Consider the following 21,768-nt stretch of genomic DNA (forward strand, 5'->3'; position numbering starts at 1 on the left):
TTAAAGCATATAACCTACGAAATCGTACTAAAAGGAGTCGCCGGCATGCAGCAACTTTACGATCTCTTCCTCAAGACCGGTCTGCGTCCATTCGCTTTCATGACCGATACGCTGCATTTGGAACAAAAAGTGACGCGATCTGATCTATCTGCGCTGCTTATTCTGCTCATCCGCGGTGATCTGACGATGTCGGAGCTGGCTGCCGAGATGGGGGCGCCTTTAAGTTCCATGACGAGCATTGCTAAACGGCTTGAACGCAAAGGCTTTATCGCCCGAGCTACTTCAGCGCAAGACCAACGAGTTAAGCTGGTCACGCTGACACAGGAAGGAATGCAGCTAGCTAAGGAATCAGAGCATATTATGCTGATCATGCTAGGAAGGCTGGAAGCGGCATTTACACAGGAAGAATTAGAGCAATTCACGACACTGATGCTCAAGGCAGCTAAAGTATTTCAAGGTGAAGGGCCAGTAAGGCTTCCTGAGACGAAGATCACAGCTGTAAAAATCAAAATCGAGGAATGACCGGTTGAACCGGTCTCTTTTTTCAACAATTACTACGAAATCGTACTAAAAGGAGTGGCTCACATGAGAATTATCATTTTTACGGGCAAGGGCGGCGTTGGCAAGACGAGCATAGCGGCAGCAACTGCGGTAAAGCTCGCAAAAGAAGGGAAACGGACGTTAATTCTCAGCACGGATGCGGCACATAGCTTGGCGGATTCGTTAGCAATGCCGATTGGTCCTGATCCTGTCCAGGTAACCGAAAACTTGTGGGGCCAAGAAGTGAACAGCCTGCGGGAGACGGAGAACAACTGGGGGGCTGTCCAAGACTGGCTGACGACCATGCTCGACAAAGCACAGCTTAAAGATATTACGACCGAAGAAATGCTGGTGTTTCCGGGCATGGAGGAGCTGTTCAGCTTGCTGCAGATCAAGAAGCACGCGCAAAGCGGACAGTTCGACGTGCTGGTGGTGGATTGTGCTCCAACTGGAGAGACGCTGCGGCTGCTCAGCTATCCTAACGTATTGAATTGGTGGCTGGAGAAAATATTTCCGCACGAACGCAGGTTGATTAAGCTCGTAAGACCTGTAGCGAAGCTCGTAAACAGCATCGAGCTTCCTTCAGATGGCGTGTTAGACAGCATCGAGCGATTAGCACGGAGCTTGGAGGATATGCAGAGGATCGTGCTGGATCAGGAAATGACCTCGGTAAGGATCGTGCTGAACCCCGAGAAGATGGTGCTTGCAGAAGCGAAGCGCTCTTTCACGTATTTGAATCTGTTTGGATTCAATACGGATGCCGTTATCGTAAATCGGGTGCTGCCGGACGAGGCCGGGGAAGGTTATTTTTCACATTGGAGAAGCCTTCAAAAGAAATATGAGGAAGAAATCAAGGTGAACTTCCAGCCTCTGCCGATAATGAAAGCGCCCATGATGCAAAAAGAAGTTATCGGACTGGAAATTCTGGAGGAGCTTGCGGATATCGTTTACGGGAAACAGGATCCATCAGCGATGCTTTATTTCGGAAGAACGGAAACGATACGGGAAGAAGGGGAGGAGATGCTATTGGAGCTAACGATTCCTTTTGTCGATAAGACGGATCTGGATTTAACGCAGACGGGCGACGAATTGACCGTAGATGCAGGTGCCTACAAACGCAAAGTCATTTTGCCAAGACCGTTGATGGGCCGGCAAGTTACAGGCGCGAAGTATGCAGAGGATCGGCTTGTCATTCGTTTCGGCGGAAAGAATTTATAAGAAATGAGTTGAGGAGCAATGAGAAGAAGCGGGCTAGGAATGGAGCAAGTAATTGAACATCTTTTGAATGCAGAACGATTGCTTGGACAATTGGAACAGCACCAAGCAAAAAAGCATGTGCGAAACGGCATCAAGGAATGGCTGCTTGCATCCCGTTCAATCGTTGACAGTGTAATCGATGCATTGGAAGACGAACCAGGCACTCCGTCTGCAAGGAAAATAAAAATATCAGACGAGTGCGAGGATTCGCTCAAAGGAAAAGATAGGAGATGAACGATATGGTGAGCGGGATCAAACGTCAGATCGGACTGCTGCTGATGTTGACCGGATTGCTGCATACAGCAGTCGGCCTGTTTGTATTCACGAAGCAGCTTCTTCCCATTGCAGCCGAAGGGGTATGGAATACCGTTAAGGAGGGGCAATGGGAACGTGAAACTGCATTTTGGTTTATGATGTTCGGGTTTCTGCTATTATTGCTAGGTTACTTGGTTAATTGGCTGCTGAAAAAGAAGGGTATCTCCCCACCCGCAGCTTTCGGATGGCTGCTGCTTATTTTGAGTCTAATCGGGTCAATCGCGATGCCTGTTTCGGGTTTCTGGTTGGCTCTGCCGCAGGCTTGGATTTTAACGCGCCGGTAAGCCCGATTCTATTATTCTATATAATTATTCATGGCTCCCATCGTAACCTTGGACTCGCTTCTCATGCGCAGCTTGAACTCTCTGGGCGAGCATTGATTATGCCGCTTGAATAGCTTATAGAACTGGGCCATGTTAGAGATGCCGACCTCATAGCTCACATCCATTATGCTAAGCTCACTGGTCAGCAATAAAAGCTCGGATTTTTTGATTCGTTTATAGTTGACGTACTCCACGAACGAGACGCCCATCGTTTTCTTGAAATATTTGATAAAATAGTGATAGCTCAAATTAAGCAGCGTGCAAGCATCCTCGACGCAAAGCTTATCGTTCAAATGGGCGTTTACATAGTCAAGGACCGGCCTTAACCGAATTAATTCGGTTTCCTCTGTATAGTTCAGCACGTTGCGGCTATCGCTTCTGAGCAGCAGCAGGATCAGTCTTTTTATCAAAGAGCTGACCGCAATTTCATAGCCTCGCATCCTCGTTTGTGATTCATTGAAGATTTCCATAATGAAAGCATAGGTTTCCCGTTTTGCCGACTCGTTTATGTCAAAGATATAGTTTAGTTTGTCCAGCGGCTCCGTCAGCTCCGAGAAGCAGTACAAATACGGCATGGTGCTCTGGTCAAAATGTTTGCCAAGATCAATTTGAAATACCACATAGTGTAATACTTCTGTAAGTGGCTTATGGGAACGGTGCGGCTGCGAGGCTCCCAATACCATAACGTCGCCCGGACCAAGAACAACGTAATCATGCTTGCTCTGTACACCTAAGCGGCCTTCTATGACAGCAAGAAATTCTACTTCTTTATGGTAGTGCCAGGGGTGCTTCTCTACGACGCTGCAGTGATGAGCCTCTAAGTATATTTCCCATATTTTAAGAAACAGCAGCGGGTTCTGATAAATAACCTCTTCGTTGATCGCTTCTGTATGCGTATCGATTGTGTTTTCCAGCAAGGGCATGAGCATAACCTCCTAATAGGAGTATATCACTTTTGGAAATGTAGGTTCATTAATTTCATCACTGTTCCGCGTCTTTTTATAGTAATTTGAATTGGAGGACACTTTTGAATATAAAAGAGGCATGATTTAGTATTTCTCTAATGGCTCGAATTTTTTATACTGAGAACAGCTGAAACAAAGGAGTGTTCCTATTATGGTAAAGGTAACGGTATGGAATGAGAATCGTCATGAGAAAAAAAACCCGCTCGTAGGTGAAATATATCCAGTTGGCATACATGGTGCGATTGCAGGCTTTTTGAAGGAAGCAGGATTTGATGCAGGTACAGCCACTTTGGATGAGCCAGAACACGGTTTAACGGATGACGTATTGAACAAGACGGATGTGTTAATTTGGTGGGGGCATCTGGCGCATGGCGAAGTAACGGACGAGGTTGTCCAAAAAGTACAGCAGCGCGTGCTAGACGGAATGGGATTGATCGTCCTTCATTCGGGCCATTTCTCGAAAATCTTTAAAGCGTTAATGGGGACTAGCTGCGATTTGAAATGGCGTGAAGCCGATGAGAAGGAGCGTCTATGGGTTGTGGCGCCAAGCCATCCGATCGCGGAAGGCATCGGGGAATTTATCGAGCTGGAAAAAGAAGAAATGTATGGCGAGCATTTTGATATCCCTGCACCAGACGAGCTGATTTTTACGAGCTGGTTTGAAGGCGGAGAAGTGTTCCGCAGCGGCTGCACCTTTACACGCGGTAACGGCAAAGTGTTTTATTTCCGGCCGGGGCACGAAACCTATCCGACCTACCACAACAAAGCTATTCAACGTGTTATTACGAATGCCGTAAAATGGGCGCAGCCTGTAGAACGCAAGCGTCCGGTTTATGGGAATGCACAGCCGCTTGAGAAGATTAAGGAAAAAACAAACGCATAATCGGTTATTTGCCGAATGACGGCAGAAAGAATGAGCCTAGAGAATCTTCTCTAGGCTTGTTTTGCGTGTCTAGTGGCGTCGCCCGGAATTTCTGGAATTAGCGGGAGCTTTTCACGTTAATCATGCTTCAATAAGAATGAACGAGCAGCGTATCGCTTGTGCAGTATATTTAATCGCTAAGGTGAAAAATGATAGGAGGCAGGTTGGCAAATTGGAAATACGCACTCATAATACATGTTATCTATCACTAACGCACGAATTCCTGATCGTCCCGTGAAATAGGGAGTCATGCTTAAGGGAGGCTATTTATATATGGTATCTGCATGGTTAGAAACGAAATGCGTCAGCTCGCTCGCTAAAGTGTTTCCGGACGAGGAGCTTACCTGTAAACCGTTTTCCAGAGCTTCCGTTTTCAAAAACGAAATATTCTCTTTCCAAGTCGCTTATCGCGCGCAGCATGTCACAAGGGCGAAACGAGACTTGAAGGTCCGAATGGAAAGCGGGCTTGCCCATCAAATATCGATAAAATCGGTTGGGCTGGCTCCGTCCGAATTGCCCTGCTATCCCGACCAAGACGAGCATATCCTTCGTTCTGCGCCTGGATTATATCCCGACCCGCTATTTCCAATGGATACAAATCGGGGCGTGCATGCTATCCCGCAACAATGGCGTTCGCTTTGGATAACGGTTGCATTAGACGGCTCCGCCGAAGCGGGCGTCTATCCCATCCGCATAGCGTTTCAAGACGAATCAGATAGCTTATTATCCGAGTCAACCATTGAACTGGAGATTATTAACGCGGAATTGCCGAAGCAGAAGCTGCTTCACACAGAATGGTTTCACACCGATTGCTTGGCGACGCATTATAACGTGGAGATGTTTGGTGACGCGCATTGGGTTTTGATAGAAAAATATGTGAGCACAGCTGTTCAGCACGGCATGAATATGCTGCTGACGCCGCTGTTCACGCCACCTCTCGATACGAAAGAAGGGGGAGAGCGGCCAACGGTTCAGCTTATTGACGTGGAGAAGCAAGGGGATCGCTACACTTTCGGATTTGATCAGCTCAAGCAATGGGTTGAACTGGGCAATCGCTGCGGCGTGCAATACTTTGAGTTCTCGCATCTCTTCACGCAGTGGGGAGCAAAGCATGCGCCTAAGATACTAGCGACAGAAGATGGGAAGCTTACCCGTATTTTTGGCTGGGAGACCGATGCTGCCGGTGAAAGCTATAAGGGATTTCTAAGGCAATTTTTGCCCGCGCTAGTCCGCTTTATTGAGACGAACAATCTCGAGTCGCGCAGCTATTTCCATATTTCTGATGAGCCTTCAATCGAGCATATTCCTTGGTATACAAGTGCAAGCGAGATCATGAAGGAGTATTTGGGCAAATTTCCAATGATCGATGCGTTATCCGACTATACGTTTTATGAACAAGGACTGATCTCTAATCCGATACCGGCAAATGATCATATCGAGCCTTTTTTAGCAAATGGGGTAGAGAATCTATGGACCTATTATTGCTGCGCGCAATACAAGCAAGTATCTAATCGGTTCTTTAGCATGCCATCCGCGAGAAACAGAATGATTGGCATGCAAATGTACAAATTCAACATAGCAGGTTTTTTGCACTGGGGTTATAATTTCTGGTATTCGCAATATTCGATAGCTCCGATTGAGCCCTTTGAAACAACGGATGCGGGCTGCGCCTTTCCGTCGGGGGATGCGTTTCTTGTATATCCTGGTTTGGAAGGGCCAATTGAGTCTATCCGGTTAAAAGTGTTCTACGAGGCGTTGCAGGATATGAGGGCGCTGGAATTGCTGGAAGGGCTGGCCGGGAGAGCGGAGACGCTGAAGCTTTTAGAAGAAGGGCTTGCCAATGAGATTACGTTTGATGTGTATCCACGAGATTTGGATTGGCTGTTGTCCCGCCGTGAGCGCATAAACCAGACGATCAAATCGTTGATAAAATAAAAAATAGATTTGCTGCACCATATCCTTGCCGGTAATCGGCACTTGGGTATGGTCTTTTTTTTATGATGGTGAGAGGGCAACTTGTTTATTTTAAAGGGTTCTTAGCTTGCGATGCACAGGTTGTTGCAGGAATGCTTATCTTTGATAATAAAAGAAGATGGTTACGAGCATAGGAAAGAAGGTCGAGTGAATACAACATGCATACAAAAATGGACATGAACAAAACAGGCGTAAGCGCAAGACTCTTCCAAAAAAAGAGTCATTTCAGAAAAATGGGTGCCCAATATCAACTAATACTCTTATCCATTCCTTTTGTTCTCATTCTTATTCTTTTTAATTATGTTCCGCTATGGGGCTGGATCATGGCATTTCAGAACTACTCACCAGCCAAAGGGATAACGGGCAGCTCATTTGTCGGATTTGAAAATTTCAAGTTTTTATTTGCCGATGATCAATTTTTAAGAGTGCTTCGAAATACGCTTGTGATGAGTATCATGAGCCTGGTCGCTGGTTTTCTTGGTGCGATAACACTAGCTTTGCTCCTTAATGAGGTGCGGATTTCGATATTTAAACGGACGATTCAAACCTTGACGTATATTCCTCATTTTGTGTCGATGGTTGTTATCGCCAATATCGTTCTTACCTTTTTATCTCCGGATGGCGGATTCATCAACAACCTGCTTCTGCAACTGGGGCTGATCAAAGAGCCAATCTACTTTATGGGAAAAGGTGAATGGTTTTGGGTCATCCATACTTTAGTCGGAGTGTGGAAGGAGATTGGCTGGAGTACAATTATTTATCTCGCTGTCATTGCCGGATTGAATCAAGAGGTGTATGAAGCGGCGGATGTGGATGGCGCGAACAGGTTCAATAAAATTTGGCATATTACGATCCCAGGCATTATGCCGACTGCGGTCATTCTATTGATTCTATCCGTCGGCTCGATTATTAATACCGGCTATGAATCACAATTTCTATTAGGTAATCCGCTCGTTATTGATTATTCGGAAGTGTTGGATTTATATGCGCTTAATCTATCGTTTGGCTCACAGCAGTACTCTGCAGGTATCGCGCTAAGCATATTCAAAAGCATTGTCAGTATTGTCCTTGTAGTCATCGTAAATTATATTGCGCGAAGAACCGGCAAATCCGGTGTGTTCTAAGGAGGAAAATGATGCGAAAGTCCGTTGGAGATATCTCTTTTAGTGTTGTGAACTACATGTTCTTAGCCATTCTTGGCCTTGTTACCTTATATCCTTTCTTGAATTTATTTGCCATTTCGTTTAATGATTCTCTAGATTCACTGCGCGGCGCGGTCTACGTGTTTCCTAATCAGTTCACGCTCGATAATTATCGAGTGGTCTTCCAAACAGATTCCTTGCTTAATGCTACGATCCTTTCGGTAACGAGAACGGTGCTGGGCACGTTTTTATCGGTTCTATGTACGGCGATGCTAGCCTACACCTTATCTCGCAGGGAGTATATTTATCGCAAAACGATAAACTCTATACTCATCGTGAGCATGTACGTCAACGGGGGAATTATCCCTACGTATCTCTTAATTAAAAATTTAGATATGACGAATACATTTTGGGTGTACATTATTCCGGGGCTGATCAGTGTGTTTAACGTGATCATTATGCGAAGCTACTTCGAGCAGCTGCCGGAAGGCTTGATAGAATCGGCCAAAGTAGAAGGCGCATCTGATATCAAAATATTGCTTCAGGTCATTCTTCCGATCAGCATGCCTGTGCTGTCAACGATTACCTTGTTTGTTGCTGTTGGCCATTGGAGCTCATGGTTCGATAATTATTTGTATAACAGCAAAGAAAGCTTAAGCGTGCTCCAATATGAGCTTATGAAAATTCTTATTCAATCAACGAATCAAGTTTCTGGAAATGCGACCGGTTATGTGGACAAAAATATTTTAGCCCAAACGACGCCGCAGTCGATAAGAGCCACGTTGACCGTTCTCGTCACGATGCCTATCATTTTGATTTATCCTTTTCTCCAAAAATATTTTATAAAAGGCATGATGATCGGAGCAATGAAAGAATAGCTGATATCAAACAGGATTGACCTGTTAATGATATGATAACGAATATGAGAGGGTGTTCGAATTGAGAAAAATGAAAGCGATTAGCGTAGTGCTTGCTCTTTCCTTGTCTTTGCTTGCAGGCTGCGCATCAGATTCAAAGTCATCCAATAAAACAAACGCGGAGCCAGGCTCAGATGTAACGCGGGAAAACATCAAAGTAACGATAAGCACAACAGATCCAAAGTTGAAAACGGATACAGCAATACAAAAAGCGATTACTGAAAAAACGGGTGTCGAACTGGAATATATGCCTGTCATTGGTGGTGCAGAGCAAGCGCAACAGAAATATGAAATATGGCTAGCGTCCGAGGATTATCCTGAAATCGTAAACATAGGCGTTGGCAGCATATCGAAATATAGAGATGGCGGAGCGCTTTTGCCGCTTGAAGATCTAATAGAACAGTATGGGCCCAATATTAAGAAAAAATTCGGTAAATTTTATGATTTGCTGCGCGACACAGATGGGCATATTTATTCGTTAAGCAACGTGAGTCTATCCGAAGAAACGCCTGCCAATGTCCAAGGATCGTTTGTTGTGCAATACGACGTTCTAAAGGAAGCCGGGTATCCGGAAATTAAAACATTGGATCAGCTTTTCGAAGTTCTGCAAGCGTATGTGGCTAAGCATCCAACTATTGACGGCAAGGAAACGATTGCTTTTTCAGGCGCAGGCGCTGACCTGACCTATAATAATCCCGCGATCAGCGCAGCGGGATTGCCGGACCATGGACGCTTCTCGATCGATAGCGAAAATAATGTTCATGTCGCTTTTACGGCGGACTATACGAAAAAATATTTTGCCTTTTTGAACAAGCTGCAAAATGCAGGAATGCTCGATAAGGAGATTTTTAGTCTGAATTATGAGACAGCAAGCACGAAGATTGCACAAGGTCGGATTTTAGCCGGCTATTTCCCGCAGTGGGTACTATCGGGTCCAGAAAAATCGCTGGCTGCAGCGGGTAATACGAATCGGCAGTTTGCCAAATTCCCTGTTTATTTTGAGGAAGGCACACAGGATCACTCCAATACGGTGACGCCGTCGAGTTCAGGAAATAACTGGGCCATTACCAAAAATGCCAAACATCCAGAGCGGATTATTCAATATATTGATTACCTATTTACAGATGAAGGCCAGAAATTGATCAGTTGGGGAATCGAAGGGCAGCACTACGATGTTGTAGATGGCAAACGTGTACGGAAGCCGGAAATCAACCAATTGAGCAAGGCGGACCCGGATTACTTTATTAACGAAGGTTTGGCAAGTCCAAATAGTCAGTTCAGCTTTGGTGATGGAGCGAAACTAGACGATGGCGATTACGCGACGCCGCTCACGGCAGAGATGATCGCTGGAAATTATGATGATGCGACGAAAGAGGTTTTAAATACATTCAACAAAACGATATGGGCTGACTTCCTGCCGAAGCCGGAATATATTCCTGCTTACCTTTGGCAGCTAAATGCCCCTGAGAACTCTACCGCTATTATGAAAAAAATGGAGCAAATTTGGCAGAAGGAAACGCCAAAAATTATTTTGTCAAAAACCGATGCTGACTTCGAATCCGCATGGAACAGTTATACTCAGCAATTGGAGAAAGCTGGGGAGAAGAAGCTTGAAGAGATGTGGTCGGAGACTTGGAAGCGATATGTTGAAGTCTACAACAAGGCGACAAGTAAATAATCATCCAGATGCGGATGGAGGGACTATGCGATGGTATCGAATGATTGGCTTATCACAACAGGGAAGTTCAAAGCAGAGGTGGCCTTCTGTCAAAATGATGCTGAAATCGTGATGACGAATGGGTTAATTAAGCGAGCATGGCGGATATCCCCGAATGCTGCAACGGTAGCGTTTGATAATCTAATGACTGCTGAGACATTAATTCGTGGCGTGAAGCCCGAGGCGATCTTAGAAATAAACGGAAAGATATTTGAGGTCGGAGGGCTGAAGGGTCAACCTGATTATGCTTACCTGCGCAAGGAATGGCTGGGCGAAATGAAATCCGATTCCAACGCCTTTCAATTTCAAGGTTATGCATTCGGGGTAACGGAAGAGAGATTTGCGTGGGGACGCAACAGCTTCTCGGACAAGCAAGCGGCATGGCCGCCACCGGGGGTGTCACTCCAATTACATTTTGCTCCTCCAAGTGATACGTTAGATGGCATACAACTCACTGTACACTATGAGATGTATGACGGAATTCCCTTATTATCCAAATGGTTATCGATTGCGAATAACAGTGGAAGCCGGGTGAAATTAAACGCGTTCAAAAGCGAGATTTTAGCGGTTGTGGAGTGGGAATCACCGGTTGAAACGCCTGAGCGTTGGGAATATCCGAATCTCTATGTTGAAAGTGACTATGCCTTTCAAGGCATGACCTCTAAGAAATCGAATCGCACAACGAACTGGGTTGCAGATCCGGATTACACAACCCAAATTAATTACGAGTATTTAACGCCGGCGCTATTAGAGAGCCGCCCACCGATCGGACCAGATGTATGGATTGGGGCAGGCGAGAGCTTCGAAACCTTTCGGACGTATGAACTGATCCATGACAGTATGGACCGCGAACGAAAGGGGCTTGCGCAGCGGCGGATGTATCGGACGCTTGCTCCATGGGTTACTGAAAATCCGATTATCATGCATGTGCTTAGCATTGAGCCGGATGTCATTAAGGAAGCTATTGATCAATGCGCCGAGGTAGGTTTTGAAATGGTTATTTTATCCTTTGGCAGCGGCCTTAATATGGAGGAAGAGGATCAAGACTATATCGCAAAGATCAAGCAGCTGTCGGACTATGCGCATGGGAAAGGGATAGAAATAGGCGGTTACTCGCTGCTCGCGAGCCGGAGCGTTAGTCCGGAGGATGATATCGTAAATGCCCAGGGGGCTTATTATATCCATTCACCGTGTCTGGAGAGTCACTGGGGACAGCAATATTTTAAGAAGGTAAAATCATTTTTAGAGCAAAGCGGGATGGGCGTATTTGAGCATGACGGCTCCTATCCTGGGGATATATGCGAGTCTAATGATCACCCTGGACATCATGGGAAAGAAGATTCCCAGTGGCGACAATGGAGTAGAATAACCGATTTTTATAAATGGTGCAGAAGCCAAGGCATTTACTTGAACGTGCCAGATTGGTATTTCCTAAGCGGCTCGAATAAAACGGGAATGGGATACCGGGAAGTGAACTGGTCGCTGCCGCGAGAGAGGCAAATTGTCATTGGCAGACAAAATATTTATGATGGAACGTGGGAGAAAACCCCAAGCATGGGCTGGATGTTTGTCCCGTTGACGGAATATCATGGCGGTGGAGCGGAAGCGACAATGGAGCCGTTAAGCGAGCATCTTCCCGATTATGAAGCCCATTTGATAAACAACTTCAGTGCTGGCGTGCAAGCGATTTATCGCGGGTTTCGAATATTCGATTCGGAAGCAACGAAACAAGTGGTTAAGAGCAAGCTTCAATTTTATCAAAAATACCGTGCCATTTTGGAATCCGATATCATCCATGTGCGAAGACCTAGCGGCAGGGATATCGATTGTATTCTTCATGTCAACCATGAGCTTCAAGACAAAGGATTGGCGGTTGTCTATAATCCACTGGACCACGCCGTGTCGCAAACATTGAAATTGCCGCTCTATTATGCGGGGTTAACCGAAACCGCAACCGTTCAAGAACAAGAAGGGCCATCTCATGAATATGCGCTTGATCGAGGTTTTCATATTGAATTGCATGTGAAAATAGCTCCGAAGTCGGCAACTTGGTTTTTGATTCGTTAATGATTGAATTAGCAGTATAGTGAATAGCCGAATCTCTCCTGAGAGATTCGGTTATTGCATTAGGTATGGAGGATCAGAGCCTATGAAGATCAGAACAAAAATATTTTTTACTACGGCGCTGGTCGTGATTTTTCTTTTAGGTTCATTGACCTATTTTATGACGCGATTCTCAAGTCATATTTTGATGACAAAAATGGAGCAGGACGTGGGTTTCTCGACATCACAGCTTTCGCAAAACATTGATTCGCTGCTTCAGTCTTATGAACAAGTGATCGATTCCCTCTATACAAATTCAGAGCTGCAGAGCAGATTATTAACAAGGTATGATTCGATTATCGAGGCGCAGGATGTTTATTTTGATTATTATTTGCCTTTTGTCAATTGGGTTCGAGGGTCCAAAAATATATTGAGGCTTATGGTTTACACCAACAATCCGACTTTTCAATTTGCAGATGTCAAATGGATCGATGAAGAGATTAAACAGTCCGAATGGTTTAAGACAACGCAGCAGCCCGACAAAAAACTCGTGAAAACGTGGACAAATCTCGGAATTGACCCTTATTATCGCTTTCGGGTCATTCGTCTGACACAGAGGATGAATAATCCGGTTATTCATTCTCAAGTCTATGTCACGATTGATCTACAGGAGCAGCTGCTGCAAAACCTGATTTCAAAAGAAAACCAGAAGCAGCGGTTTATTATCGGTCTGCCTAATGGGCAAGTCGTAATGGATAGCTTCTTGAACAACAAAGCTCCGATCCGGATTCAAGATTATGACTTTTATAAACAAATTGAACAAGCGAATGAAGGCAAAGTCGTATATGTGAAAGAAAATAATGAGCGGTATTTGTTAACGGTCAAGAGCCTGGATACCCGTTCCAGCGTACGAGGATTAAAGGCGATTGTGTTAACGCCGACCGGTGAATTAACATCTAAAGTGAATGAGATGAAACGAATAGCCATAATACTGTTAGTTTCTTCGATCATTATTGCCGTAATTATGATGTATACGATCTCCTCCAAGCTGACCAAAAGACTGATGCTCTTGGCAGCTAAGATGAGGACGGATAATATTACGCAATCCTACTCGCAAATTGCTTTAACCGGCAACGATGAGATCAGCCAGCTAGGTCTAATCTATAATCAAATGATTCTTCGCAACAGTTTGCTGATTAAGGAAGTCTATGAATTCGAATTCAATAAGAAGGAACTAGAATTGAAAGCGAAGGAATCGGAGCTATACGCGCTGCAAACGCAGATTAATCCCCATTATTTATTTAATACGCTAAATGCCATTCGAGGCAATTTATTGAAGAAAGGCGACAAAGAAAATGCGAATATTATTAAATTACTCGCACAGTCTTTTCGCAATCTGCTAGGTAAAAGCGGCTCTGTCGTTCGATTAGAGGAAGAGATTGGCATCGTGGACACGTATTTGCGAATTCAATCTTACCGATTTGGCGGCAGGCTGCAATATCATATTCACATTCCGAAGGAGCATAGCGCCTATCAGCTTCCGCGGCTGTCTCTCCAAACGCTGGTGGAGAATGCGATCATCCACGCATTGGAGAAAAATGAAGACGATACGCTGATCTATATCGAATCTCAGGTCATAGATAATCAACACTATCATATCGTGGTGAGGGATAACGGCTCTGGCATCTCGCCCTTAGCTTTGGAGAAGATACGACAACAATTAAACGATTCCAGCATGGAACATGAAAGAAATATTGGCTTGCGGAATGTTCACCAACGTTTAACCCAGATGTATGGACCGGAATACGGTTTAACCATTCATAGCGAAGAAGGTAGAGGCACGTGCGTAACCCTGATGATTCCTTTAAAAACATAAACGGCAAAGGAGGTGCGTCGATGGAATCTGTATTAATCGTCGATGATGAACCAGGTGCTCTGGATGCAATCATGTATGCGTTGGACTGGGAACATTACGGGTTTGCGATTAAAGGAGTAGCCGCAAGCGGCAGACAGGCACTCGAGCTGCTGAAGAAAAACCAATTCTCGCTTATGATCACGGATATTCGTATGCCGGGTATTAGCGGACTTGAGCTTTTGCAAGAAATAAGAACGTTTACGAGCATTCCGGTTATTATTATGAGCGGCTATCAGGAAGTGGATTACCTCAAAACCTGCTTGAAATACAGCGTGAAGGATTACTTGTTAAAGCCTGTGGAAGAAGAGGATTTGGCCAAGCTTTTAGTAAATATCAAAAATGAAATCACACATGAGCACATGCTGAATCGGCAGCTGCATTTCGGAATTCCCGCCATTAAGGATCAATTGATGAAAAAATGGACTCTAGGATTATTGAGGGAAGAGGAAGTTAAAGATCAGTTTGGCATGCTGGGGATAGAAATACAGGATGATCATCATTTTTGCTGCCTCATTATTGAGTTTGACTTCATGGAAACTACGACGTTCAACCAAACGAATTTTGAAATTCAGATGAAACGATATGCTGCCCGCAATGTCATTGAAGAATTGATTTTGAATCAAGGCCACGTATTTGAAATTTCGGATGAACGATTTGGCGTTGTTCTATTTCATGCTTTAGATGCTGAGAACGAGATCTGCATTCAGAAAAAAGCAGAAGAAATCATGCTGTTTATTGAAAAATGCGTTAAGATTCCGATTACTATTGGGATCGGCACAAAAGGAAATAAGTTAGATAATACTTTCCAATCCTATGCGGCAGCAGAGAAAATGCTGGATCGAAGATTCTTTCTTGGCGGACAGACGATTCTTTCGGCAGATCAGCTTCCAGACGATCACGAGAAGCTTAAACCTTTTGAAACGCAAGGAGTTATATCCATCATCCATGCCGTCAAGGAACAAAATCTTACGGCACTTCAATCCTGTATTGAGAAGCAAAAGAAACAATTCGTTGAAGCCGAAACGCCAAAACCGCTCGTGCAATCTACCGTAGTCGAAATATTGGTGCAATTGCTGCGCGTGGTGCAAGAGGTCGGAGGCCAATACGATAATTTGTTCGAGTTAGATTTGGGTGATTACAAGAGCTTTATGCAATATAAAGAGCTTGATCTATTGTTTAAATATGTAGAAGAGAAGTGTTTGGTCGTTTTAGATTTTTTAGCACAACAGAAATCATCTCAGCCTGCGAAAATGGTACATTCCGTAAAAAAAGTCGTTGAGCGGCAATTCAGTTCGAATTTAAGCTTGAAGGCGATTGCAGAACAAATACATCTCCATCCCGTTTATTTAGGCAAGTTATTCAAAGCCGAGGAAGGCATCTCGTTTAATGATTATTTGCTGAGTGTTCGTATGGAGAAGGCAAAGGAGCTGTTATTGTACTCCGATAAAAAAGTATATGAAATTGCACTAGAGGTAGGGTATCAGGAGCTGGATTGGTTTTATAAAAAATTTAAGGAATATACCGGTGTCAGCACGAGTGAATATCGTAACAAGTCGAAAATGAGCTCGTAGATTACGTCCGAGTGCGAATAATGATACTCCATTCATGAAGAAGAGGTGCTTAAAATGACAGCAAATTCTAACCTTAAACCAACCCCGAAACAGCTTGCGTATCAATCATGGGAGTTCGGATTATTTGTGCATTTTGGCCTAAGAACGTTTTATGAAGGATACGTGGATTTTGATCCAAGAGGCATGTCCCCTGCTTTATTTAACCCGCAGCAGTTGGATTGTGAGCAGTGGATTCGTACGGCGAAAGAAGCGGGAATGAATTATGCGGTATTAACGGCCAAGCATCATGATGGATTTTCCAATTGGCCGTCGCAGTACAGCTCGTTCACAACCTCGCAATCCCCATGGAGGGATGGGAAAGGTGATGTCGTTCGGGAGTTTGTGGAGGCATGCCGAAAGTATAATGTGAAGCCTGGATTATATTATTCGCCATTTGACGGATCGGCCGATTTCTATAATCAGGACGCATTGGCTTACGATGATTATTTTGTTAATCAAATTACAGAGCTGTTAAGTAATTACGGAGAAATTGATATCCTATGGTTTGACGGCTGCGGCTCGGAGGATCATGAATATGATTGGAAACGGATCATTGGAGAAATTCGCCGCCTTCAACCGAACATTTTGATTTTCAATATGGGAGACCCCGATTTTCGGTGGGTTGGAAACGAGGATGGCATTGCGCCGGTTCCATGCTGGAATGTTGTGGATTCGCTTGATTTCTCGGTCATGACCGAGGAGAAGGAATCATTGTCGGGCAAGCTGTGGCTGCCTGCGGAATGCGATGTACAGATGCGGGCGAACTGGTTTTATAGCGATAGCGATGAGCATACCGTAAAAAGCTTGAACCAGCTCATGGGCCTGTATTATTATTCCGTTGGACGAGGCGCGAATTTATTGCTGAATATCGGCCCGGATCGGCACGGATTGCTGCCTTCAAAAGACGCGAGCCAGCTCCATGCAATGGGTGCAGAAATACGAAGAAGATTTGGCAGCCCAATCGCAACCATGAAACAATGTGAACGGAATCAGATGGAATGGTTCTATAAACCAGCTCATCCTCATCTTCTTGACCATATTGTCATTCAAGAAGATTTATCTCAGGGAGAACATGTCCTTAACTTTCAAATCAACATCATGACAGAAAAATCGCATCGGACATTAACTATATATGAGGGACAGAATATTGGCCATAAAGCAATTGTGCGTATTCCGCCGGTAAAAGTTCGAGGAGTCTCGCTAACGGTAACGAATGCGAAAGGTGAGCCTTCTATTAAGGAACTGTCATTTTATTATGTAGGAGAGATTGGAAATGGATAAAGCCTTAAGATTCCGTACTGACGGCACATTTAAAATTGTCCAGTTTTCCGATACCGAGTATATGGACGATGCCGCTGAACTCAATGAACGAACCGCTAAGATGATCCGTACCGTCATTCAAGCAGAGCTGCCTGATCTTGTCGTATTTGCAGGCGACGTCATCGGCAGTTTGCGCTGCAGCAATCCAGAGCAGTCATTCCGAAATGCGGTATCGACCGTAGAAGAGTTGAAAATCCCATGGGCCGCTGTTTTTGGCAATCACGACTCAGAAGCGGGAATCACCAGAGAACAGTTGATGGACCTCCAATTAAGCCATAACTACTGCGTTGCTGAACAGACGGCTGAGCATGTGAGCGGCGTAGGTAACTATGCATTGAAAATTATAGGAAACGACGGTGAGCGAGCAGCCGCTGCTTTATATTTTTTGGATAGTGGAAGTTATTCGCCGCTCCCACAGGTTTCTGGATACGATTGGATTCGCAGAGATCAAATTGATTGGTATGCTGCCCAATCGAAGGCATTCCGCGATGTGAACGGAGGACAACCGCTACCTTCACTAGCTTTCTTTCATATTCCTTTGCCTGAATATCAAGACGTATGGGATAAGGCTGTCTGCTATGGAGAAAAAAGAGAAGAGGTTACCTGCCCTCGGGTCAACAGCGGTCTCTTTGCGGCTATGGCAGAAATGGGTGATGTCATGGGAACCTTTGCAGGGCATGATCACGGGAATGATTATTGGGGAGAGCTATATGGGATTCGGCTCTGTTACGGACGCTCTTCGAGCTATATGGTTTGGGATACGGACATTCCAATTGGCGCAAGAGTGATTGAATTGACGCAAGGATCGAGGACGTTCGAAACGTGGCTGCGTTTATTTGACGCCTCGACACTGCATGATCAACGTACACGGGCTACAAAGAAAAGATCATCATAATAATTGACTTATCCGCAATAACTTTCTATCGATATTGATTCAAATGTTCGAACGCGAACGCATGTTAAAGAAATGAATCGATAAAGGAATAGGATAGCCACACAAACAAAGGCCGCTCACAACCTATATAGGTTGAGTGCGGTCTTTGTTTGCCGTTGGCGGAGAGCTCATCGAAGGAATACGGAACAACAAGAAATGTTCAAAATCGAAAGGCTCGTGGATAATTCACCTATGCTTGGTTAATATAAAACGAATTGAAAATGATTAAGGGGGAACAACAATGGCAGCTCATTTGGGAGCACATGAAACGATGGAAGTACATGAAATCTTGACAGGGGCAATCAATGGAATCAATCACTTTATGCTTTATGGTACCTTAGTAAGAGACCAACGGCTCCTTCAGATTCTTAACAATCATTTACAGTTTATGACAAACGAGTACAATCAAATGGTACAAACTTTGAATAATCAAGGGAATAACAATGCAGTACCATATCAAGCCAAAAGTCTTGGAGCACCGATCTATGGGCTGGACAACCCGGAAATGCAAAGCCCGAATCTGGCTATGAGCCAATTTGATGACCGGGATGTAGCGAGCAGCATGCTCTCCTGTCATAAGGCTTCGGCATCCAAGAAAATGTTGGCTGCCTTGGAATGCGCGGATCCGCAGCTTCGCAGAATGATGCAGCAGGGAGCGATTAATTGCGCGGAGCAGGCCTATGAAATTTGGCAATATATGAACCATATGGGTTACTACCAGGTCCCGACGATGAAAGAAGAGACTACGAACACGGTTCTGAACACCTATCAGACTGCAACGAATCAATCAAATATGGCAAATAGGAATGGTATGCAGCAGCAATTCCAATAATGTAATGACAAATAAGCCCGCTGAGAGATCAGCGGGCTTATTTGCTATGATAACGAGATAAATCTTATTTTTCTATGATCTCATCCAGTTCCGACGAATGTTCGTGGGCGGCAGCCTGGATGTCCTGATCGAGCTTGCTTTCGCCTTGTATCTTCGTAGCGGCTTTGATTTGCTGCTCTAATTGCTCCTCGATCTGCCCAATCCCATGCGCTTCCTGATGTTGTCTGCTTGTCGTCATTTGCATTCCTCCGCTATCAATGTTCGCCCAAAGGCTACTTTTTATAATTCGTAACGCGCAGCGATCTTATACCGTTTTCTTCAGTGGCATTCCCCGGTGCAGGAGAGCATACATTTAAAAAGTAATGCAGGACGGGCTCTACACCATTTCAAATAAGGATGATAACCTGTGAGAAAAAGCAGACCGGATTTATTGAACGAATTATTTTTGCGTCGTTTGTTAAAGAGGGGTTCCCTCATCATGACAGGATCTATCATCCAAGGGTTTGCCATGGGGGTATATCTGTTCCCGCATTCGATCCCGTCAGGTGGCGGCGCAGGATTAGCGGTGTTGCTGAACTATTGGCTTCACACCCCGATAAGCATCGGTTTATGGCTGTCGAACTTTTTTTTTCTAATCTCCTCGGTCCATTATCTCGGAAAGGTCAGTGCCTTCGGCACGATATTTACGATTACGGTTACATCCGTTTCAGTAAACGTCTTTCAGGTATACTTCATTTCTCCTTTTTCGAGTGTATGGATCGATCTCCTGGTTGGTTCCATAATCCTTGGCTGTGGAGTTTCCATTCTTCTCAAGCAGAGAGTTTCAAACGGAGGAATCGGTTTTGCCGCATTAGCCATTGCGAAATATAAGAAAATCGAACCAGCAATCATTTTGTTTTGGATGAATGGCATTATCATTATTATTACCTCTTATGTCATTGATTGGATAATAATTATTCAAGCTATTATTTGTCAATGGATATCAACAAGAATAGTTAGTTGGTTATACAGCGCTTCCCACCCCAAAAAACACGTATACACGATTGCTTGGCGCAAAAAAAATTGAGTACGGGCCCATTCCTTCCGACCTCATAGATCCCATTCTGGGATGTCGTAATGCATGTTTTAATGCATACTTTTCAATAAAATCGTAAATCATAATTTATGTTTACAAAATAAATACGGCATATTGCAGCGGAGAATTGAGGGGAAATGTTTGACCGAAAAGAATATCCTTGCTTATTTCAACAGTCCGGAGCAAGCGGAAAAAGCGCTTAAGCAAATGAAGCCTTTAAAGATCGTGGACAGTTCGATCGATAGATTTGACGCCTATCCCGGCGATGGCATTGACCGTATCGAAAACCCGCTGACCAGTGACTTTCCAAGTCTTGGAAGCTTAACGCTTGGTGGCGGCTTATCTAGTCCAGACGCTGGCATCCTTGCTGCCGCAAGCGTAAGCGCAAGTGGAATGAGCTCAGGCGGCAAGGATAACGAAGTAACCGGACGCGATATACTGCTGACCATTGTCGTTGAGGAAGAGGATTTTGATAAAGCGATGGCTATCGTTCAAAACGAAGGCGCTCTTGTTTAACAAGGAAGCAGAGACGTTCCATGATCTGGAATGTCTTTTTTAGTTCCGTGTGCTGCATATTGCCATTAGTCGGTTTAGCGTGCAAATAAACAGAACATCTCCATAAAAGAGGAGCCCCTACTATATGCATAAGACCAAATCACTCAAGCTGAACATTACGTTCCAGAGCGACATAAGCCTATCGGATGCAACGGAGTTAAAAGGAAAGGATTCGAAATCAAATAGCGGCTCAAAAGGCCGGATATGGGAATTTATTGCGCTAGCCACGATTCCAATCGTGCTCGTATTCGGTAACTCCATGCTAGTACCGGTACTGCCAATTATGCAGAGAGAGCTTGATATCAGCAAATTTCAAAGCAGCTTAATTATATCCATTTTCTCCTTGGCTGCGGGCATTTTCATTCCGGTCATTGGCTATCTATCCGATCGATTTGGCCGGAAAAAGATTATTATTCCAGCATTGATCATTTACGGGGGAAGCGGAGTCTTGGCAGGCTTTGGCGCTATTTGGGACTCCTATTCGGTTATTATTGTCGCCAGGGCGATTCAAGGTTTTGCGGCTGCGGGAACAGCACCTATAGCCATGGCTCTTGTAGGCGATTTGTATAACGGCGGAACAGAAAGCAAGGCGCTGGGCTTGATCGAGGCTTCTAACGGGGTAGGAAAGGTACTCAGTCCGATTATCGGCTCCTTGCTGGTTTTAATCGTATGGTATGCTTCCTTTTTCGCATTTCCCGTGTTTTGCGCGCTGTCGCTGCTGGCTGTCATTTTTTTAATTAAAGAGCCGAAGCATAATCAAAAGCAAAAATTAAAAGTGTATATTCAAAAAATCAGACAAATATTCAGCGAAAAGGGTCGATGGCTAATCACTTCATTCTTTGCCGGTTCATTAGGGCTTTTCATTTTGTTCGGCGTTCTTTTTTATTTGTCCAACACGCTTGAAGAAGCACCATACAACATTGATGGGGTTAGAAAAGGCCTGGTATTAGCCATACCGCTGCTCGGCATGGCCATCACGTCTTATACGACAGGCAGCTTGATCAAGAAGAAAGGCGTTTTGATGCGCTGGCTCATGAATATCGGGCTGATTGCCATGACCATTTCACTTGCCGCGACCATCTTCTTTTTTAAAAATATTTATGTATTTATTGGGCTATTAACCGTCAGCAGCATCGGAACAGGCCTGCTCCTGCCCTGCTTAAATACGATTATCACTGGTGCCGTAGAGAAAAGCGAGCGCGGCATGATCACCTCTTTGTATAATAGTTTGCGTTTTTTAGGCGTAGCGGCCGGGCCTCCTCTATTCGGATGGATGATGGATAAATCGGATCGCATTATTTTTATTTCGGTTTCTGCATTATCATTTATAACGCTCGGGTTAGTATTCTTTCTAATTAAACCCCCTGCCAAGCTGACTGAATAACGGACGGGTTAGTTGGATTGCAATAGTC

The 21,768-nt window shown here is 44.6% G+C and carries 20 protein-coding genes; 18 read left to right on the top strand and 2 right to left on the bottom strand.

The genetic code is table 11. From position 1 onward, the window contains the following. Positions 1-45 precede the first annotated feature (45 nt). The 4 genes from HI950_RS12655 to HI950_RS12670 all read left to right on the top strand — a co-directional run bounded on the left by HI950_RS12655 (position 46) and on the right by HI950_RS12670 (position 2,396). A complete protein-coding gene (locus HI950_RS12655; RefSeq protein ID WP_169082401.1) occupies positions 46-522 on the top strand; it encodes a MarR family winged helix-turn-helix transcriptional regulator in 477 nt (158 codons plus the stop codon). A 63-nt stretch (positions 523-585) separates the two neighbouring features. After that, positions 586-1,758: an ArsA family ATPase gene (locus HI950_RS12660; RefSeq protein WP_169082400.1), complete on the top strand. Its 1,173-nt coding sequence runs from the start codon at positions 586-588 to the stop codon at positions 1,756-1,758. A 39-nt stretch (positions 1,759-1,797) separates the two neighbouring features. Then, positions 1,798-2,031 carry a hypothetical protein gene (locus tag HI950_RS12665; RefSeq protein ID WP_169082399.1) on the top strand — a complete coding sequence of 78 codons (234 nt, stop codon included), beginning with the start codon at positions 1,798-1,800 and terminating at the stop codon, positions 2,029-2,031. Between the two features lie 5 nt (positions 2,032-2,036). Beyond that, the gene (locus tag HI950_RS12670) at positions 2,037-2,396 is read left to right on the top strand and encodes a DUF6463 family protein (RefSeq protein ID WP_169082398.1); all 360 of its coding nucleotides are present in this window, start codon (positions 2,037-2,039) and stop codon (positions 2,394-2,396) included. Positions 2,397-2,407: 11 nt separating this feature from the next. Here the strand turns inward: HI950_RS12670 and HI950_RS12675 are convergent, their stop codons facing one another. Further along, positions 2,408-3,352: a helix-turn-helix domain-containing protein gene (locus HI950_RS12675; protein ID WP_411268092.1), complete on the bottom strand. Its 945-nt coding sequence runs from the start codon at positions 3,350-3,352 to the stop codon at positions 2,408-2,410. Positions 3,353-3,551: 199 nt separating this feature from the next. On the opposite strand from HI950_RS12675, the gene HI950_RS12680 reads away from it, so the two are divergent. From HI950_RS12680 to HI950_RS12730, 11 genes are all read left to right on the top strand, one after another. After that, entirely contained in the window at positions 3,552-4,283 is a 732-nt protein-coding gene (locus tag HI950_RS12680; protein WP_169082396.1) for a ThuA domain-containing protein, read from the top strand. 312 nt (positions 4,284-4,595) lie between these two features. After that, entirely contained in the window at positions 4,596-6,257 is a 1,662-nt protein-coding gene (locus HI950_RS12685; protein WP_169082395.1) for a DUF4091 domain-containing protein, read from the top strand. A gap of 362 nt (positions 6,258-6,619) precedes the next feature. Next, a complete protein-coding gene (locus HI950_RS12690; protein ID WP_223285249.1) occupies positions 6,620-7,420 on the top strand; it encodes an ABC transporter permease in 801 nt (266 codons plus the stop codon). 8 nt (positions 7,421-7,428) lie between these two features. Further along, positions 7,429-8,316, top strand: coding sequence for a carbohydrate ABC transporter permease (locus tag HI950_RS12695; protein ID WP_169082393.1), 888 nt, complete (start codon positions 7,429-7,431; stop codon positions 8,314-8,316). Between the two features lie 70 nt (positions 8,317-8,386). Continuing rightward, a complete protein-coding gene (locus tag HI950_RS12700; protein ID WP_223285268.1) occupies positions 8,387-10,033 on the top strand; it encodes an extracellular solute-binding protein in 1,647 nt (548 codons plus the stop codon). Positions 10,034-10,063: 30 nt separating this feature from the next. Continuing rightward, positions 10,064-12,139 (top strand): alpha-galactosidase, encoded by a 2,076-nt coding sequence (locus tag HI950_RS12705; protein ID WP_169082391.1) that lies wholly within the window; start codon positions 10,064-10,066, stop codon positions 12,137-12,139. Positions 12,140-12,221: 82 nt separating this feature from the next. Beyond that, a complete protein-coding gene (locus HI950_RS12710; RefSeq protein WP_169082390.1) occupies positions 12,222-13,991 on the top strand; it encodes a sensor histidine kinase in 1,770 nt (589 codons plus the stop codon). 20 nt (positions 13,992-14,011) lie between these two features. Continuing rightward, a complete protein-coding gene (locus HI950_RS12715) occupies positions 14,012-15,601 on the top strand; it encodes a response regulator (protein WP_169082389.1) in 1,590 nt (529 codons plus the stop codon). Positions 15,602-15,655: 54 nt separating this feature from the next. Beyond that, entirely contained in the window at positions 15,656-16,921 is a 1,266-nt protein-coding gene (locus HI950_RS12720; RefSeq protein ID WP_169082388.1) for an alpha-L-fucosidase, read from the top strand. Next, a complete protein-coding gene (locus HI950_RS12725; protein ID WP_169082387.1) occupies positions 16,914-17,855 on the top strand; it encodes a metallophosphoesterase family protein in 942 nt (313 codons plus the stop codon). Before HI950_RS12720 ends, HI950_RS12725 begins: the two co-directional genes overlap by 8 nt. A 280-nt stretch (positions 17,856-18,135) precedes the next feature. Then, positions 18,136-18,726, top strand: a complete 591-nt coding sequence (locus tag HI950_RS12730; RefSeq protein WP_169082386.1) for a spore coat protein — start codon at positions 18,136-18,138, stop codon at positions 18,724-18,726. Between the two features lie 64 nt (positions 18,727-18,790). Here HI950_RS12730 and HI950_RS12735 read toward each other — a convergent pair whose 3' ends face one another. Continuing rightward, entirely contained in the window at positions 18,791-18,964 is a 174-nt protein-coding gene (locus HI950_RS12735; protein ID WP_169082385.1) for a hypothetical protein, read from the bottom strand. 168 nt (positions 18,965-19,132) lie between these two features. On the opposite strand from HI950_RS12735, the gene HI950_RS12740 reads away from it, so the two are divergent. The 3 genes from HI950_RS12740 to HI950_RS12750 all read left to right on the top strand — a co-directional run bounded on the left by HI950_RS12740 (position 19,133) and on the right by HI950_RS12750 (position 21,740). Further along, on the top strand, positions 19,133-19,792 hold the full coding sequence (locus HI950_RS12740; RefSeq protein ID WP_317618345.1) for a YitT family protein: 660 nt from the start codon (positions 19,133-19,135) through the stop codon (positions 19,790-19,792). Positions 19,793-19,942: 150 nt separating this feature from the next. Next, complete coding sequence (locus HI950_RS12745; protein ID WP_169082384.1) at positions 19,943-20,317, top strand: hypothetical protein; 375 nt, start codon at positions 19,943-19,945, stop codon at positions 20,315-20,317. 124 nt (positions 20,318-20,441) lie between these two features. Then, positions 20,442-21,740 (top strand): MFS transporter, encoded by a 1,299-nt coding sequence (locus HI950_RS12750; RefSeq protein WP_169082383.1) that lies wholly within the window; start codon positions 20,442-20,444, stop codon positions 21,738-21,740. Positions 21,741-21,768: the final 28 nt, after the last annotated feature.

This window comes from Paenibacillus sp. PL91, assembly GCF_012935325.2.
Taxonomy (GTDB): Bacteria; Bacillota; Bacilli; order Paenibacillales; family Paenibacillaceae; genus Pristimantibacillus.

Coding starts and splice junctions, on each gene's coding strand:
- HI950_RS12655 (WP_169082401.1), top strand. CDS start 46: ATGCAGCAACTTTACGATCTCTTCCTCAAGACCGGTCTGCGTCCATTC.
- HI950_RS12660 (WP_169082400.1), top strand. CDS start 586: ATGAGAATTATCATTTTTACGGGCAAGGGCGGCGTTGGCAAGACGAGC.
- HI950_RS12665 (WP_169082399.1), top strand. CDS start 1,798: ATGGAGCAAGTAATTGAACATCTTTTGAATGCAGAACGATTGCTTGGA.
- HI950_RS12670 (WP_169082398.1), top strand. CDS start 2,037: ATGGTGAGCGGGATCAAACGTCAGATCGGACTGCTGCTGATGTTGACC.
- HI950_RS12680 (WP_169082396.1), top strand. CDS start 3,552: ATGGTAAAGGTAACGGTATGGAATGAGAATCGTCATGAGAAAAAAAAC.
- HI950_RS12685 (WP_169082395.1), top strand. CDS start 4,596: ATGGTATCTGCATGGTTAGAAACGAAATGCGTCAGCTCGCTCGCTAAA.
- HI950_RS12690 (WP_223285249.1), top strand. CDS start 6,620: ATGGCATTTCAGAACTACTCACCAGCCAAAGGGATAACGGGCAGCTCA.
- HI950_RS12695 (WP_169082393.1), top strand. CDS start 7,429: ATGATGCGAAAGTCCGTTGGAGATATCTCTTTTAGTGTTGTGAACTAC.
- HI950_RS12700 (WP_223285268.1), top strand. CDS start 8,387: ATGAAAGCGATTAGCGTAGTGCTTGCTCTTTCCTTGTCTTTGCTTGCA.
- HI950_RS12705 (WP_169082391.1), top strand. CDS start 10,064: ATGGTATCGAATGATTGGCTTATCACAACAGGGAAGTTCAAAGCAGAG.
- HI950_RS12710 (WP_169082390.1), top strand. CDS start 12,222: ATGAAGATCAGAACAAAAATATTTTTTACTACGGCGCTGGTCGTGATT.
- HI950_RS12715 (WP_169082389.1), top strand. CDS start 14,012: ATGGAATCTGTATTAATCGTCGATGATGAACCAGGTGCTCTGGATGCA.
- HI950_RS12720 (WP_169082388.1), top strand. CDS start 15,656: ATGACAGCAAATTCTAACCTTAAACCAACCCCGAAACAGCTTGCGTAT.
- HI950_RS12725 (WP_169082387.1), top strand. CDS start 16,914: ATGGATAAAGCCTTAAGATTCCGTACTGACGGCACATTTAAAATTGTC.
- HI950_RS12730 (WP_169082386.1), top strand. CDS start 18,136: ATGGCAGCTCATTTGGGAGCACATGAAACGATGGAAGTACATGAAATC.
- HI950_RS12735 (WP_169082385.1), bottom strand. CDS start 18,964: ATGACGACAAGCAGACAACATCAGGAAGCGCATGGGATTGGGCAGATC.
- HI950_RS12750 (WP_169082383.1), top strand. CDS start 20,442: ATGCATAAGACCAAATCACTCAAGCTGAACATTACGTTCCAGAGCGAC.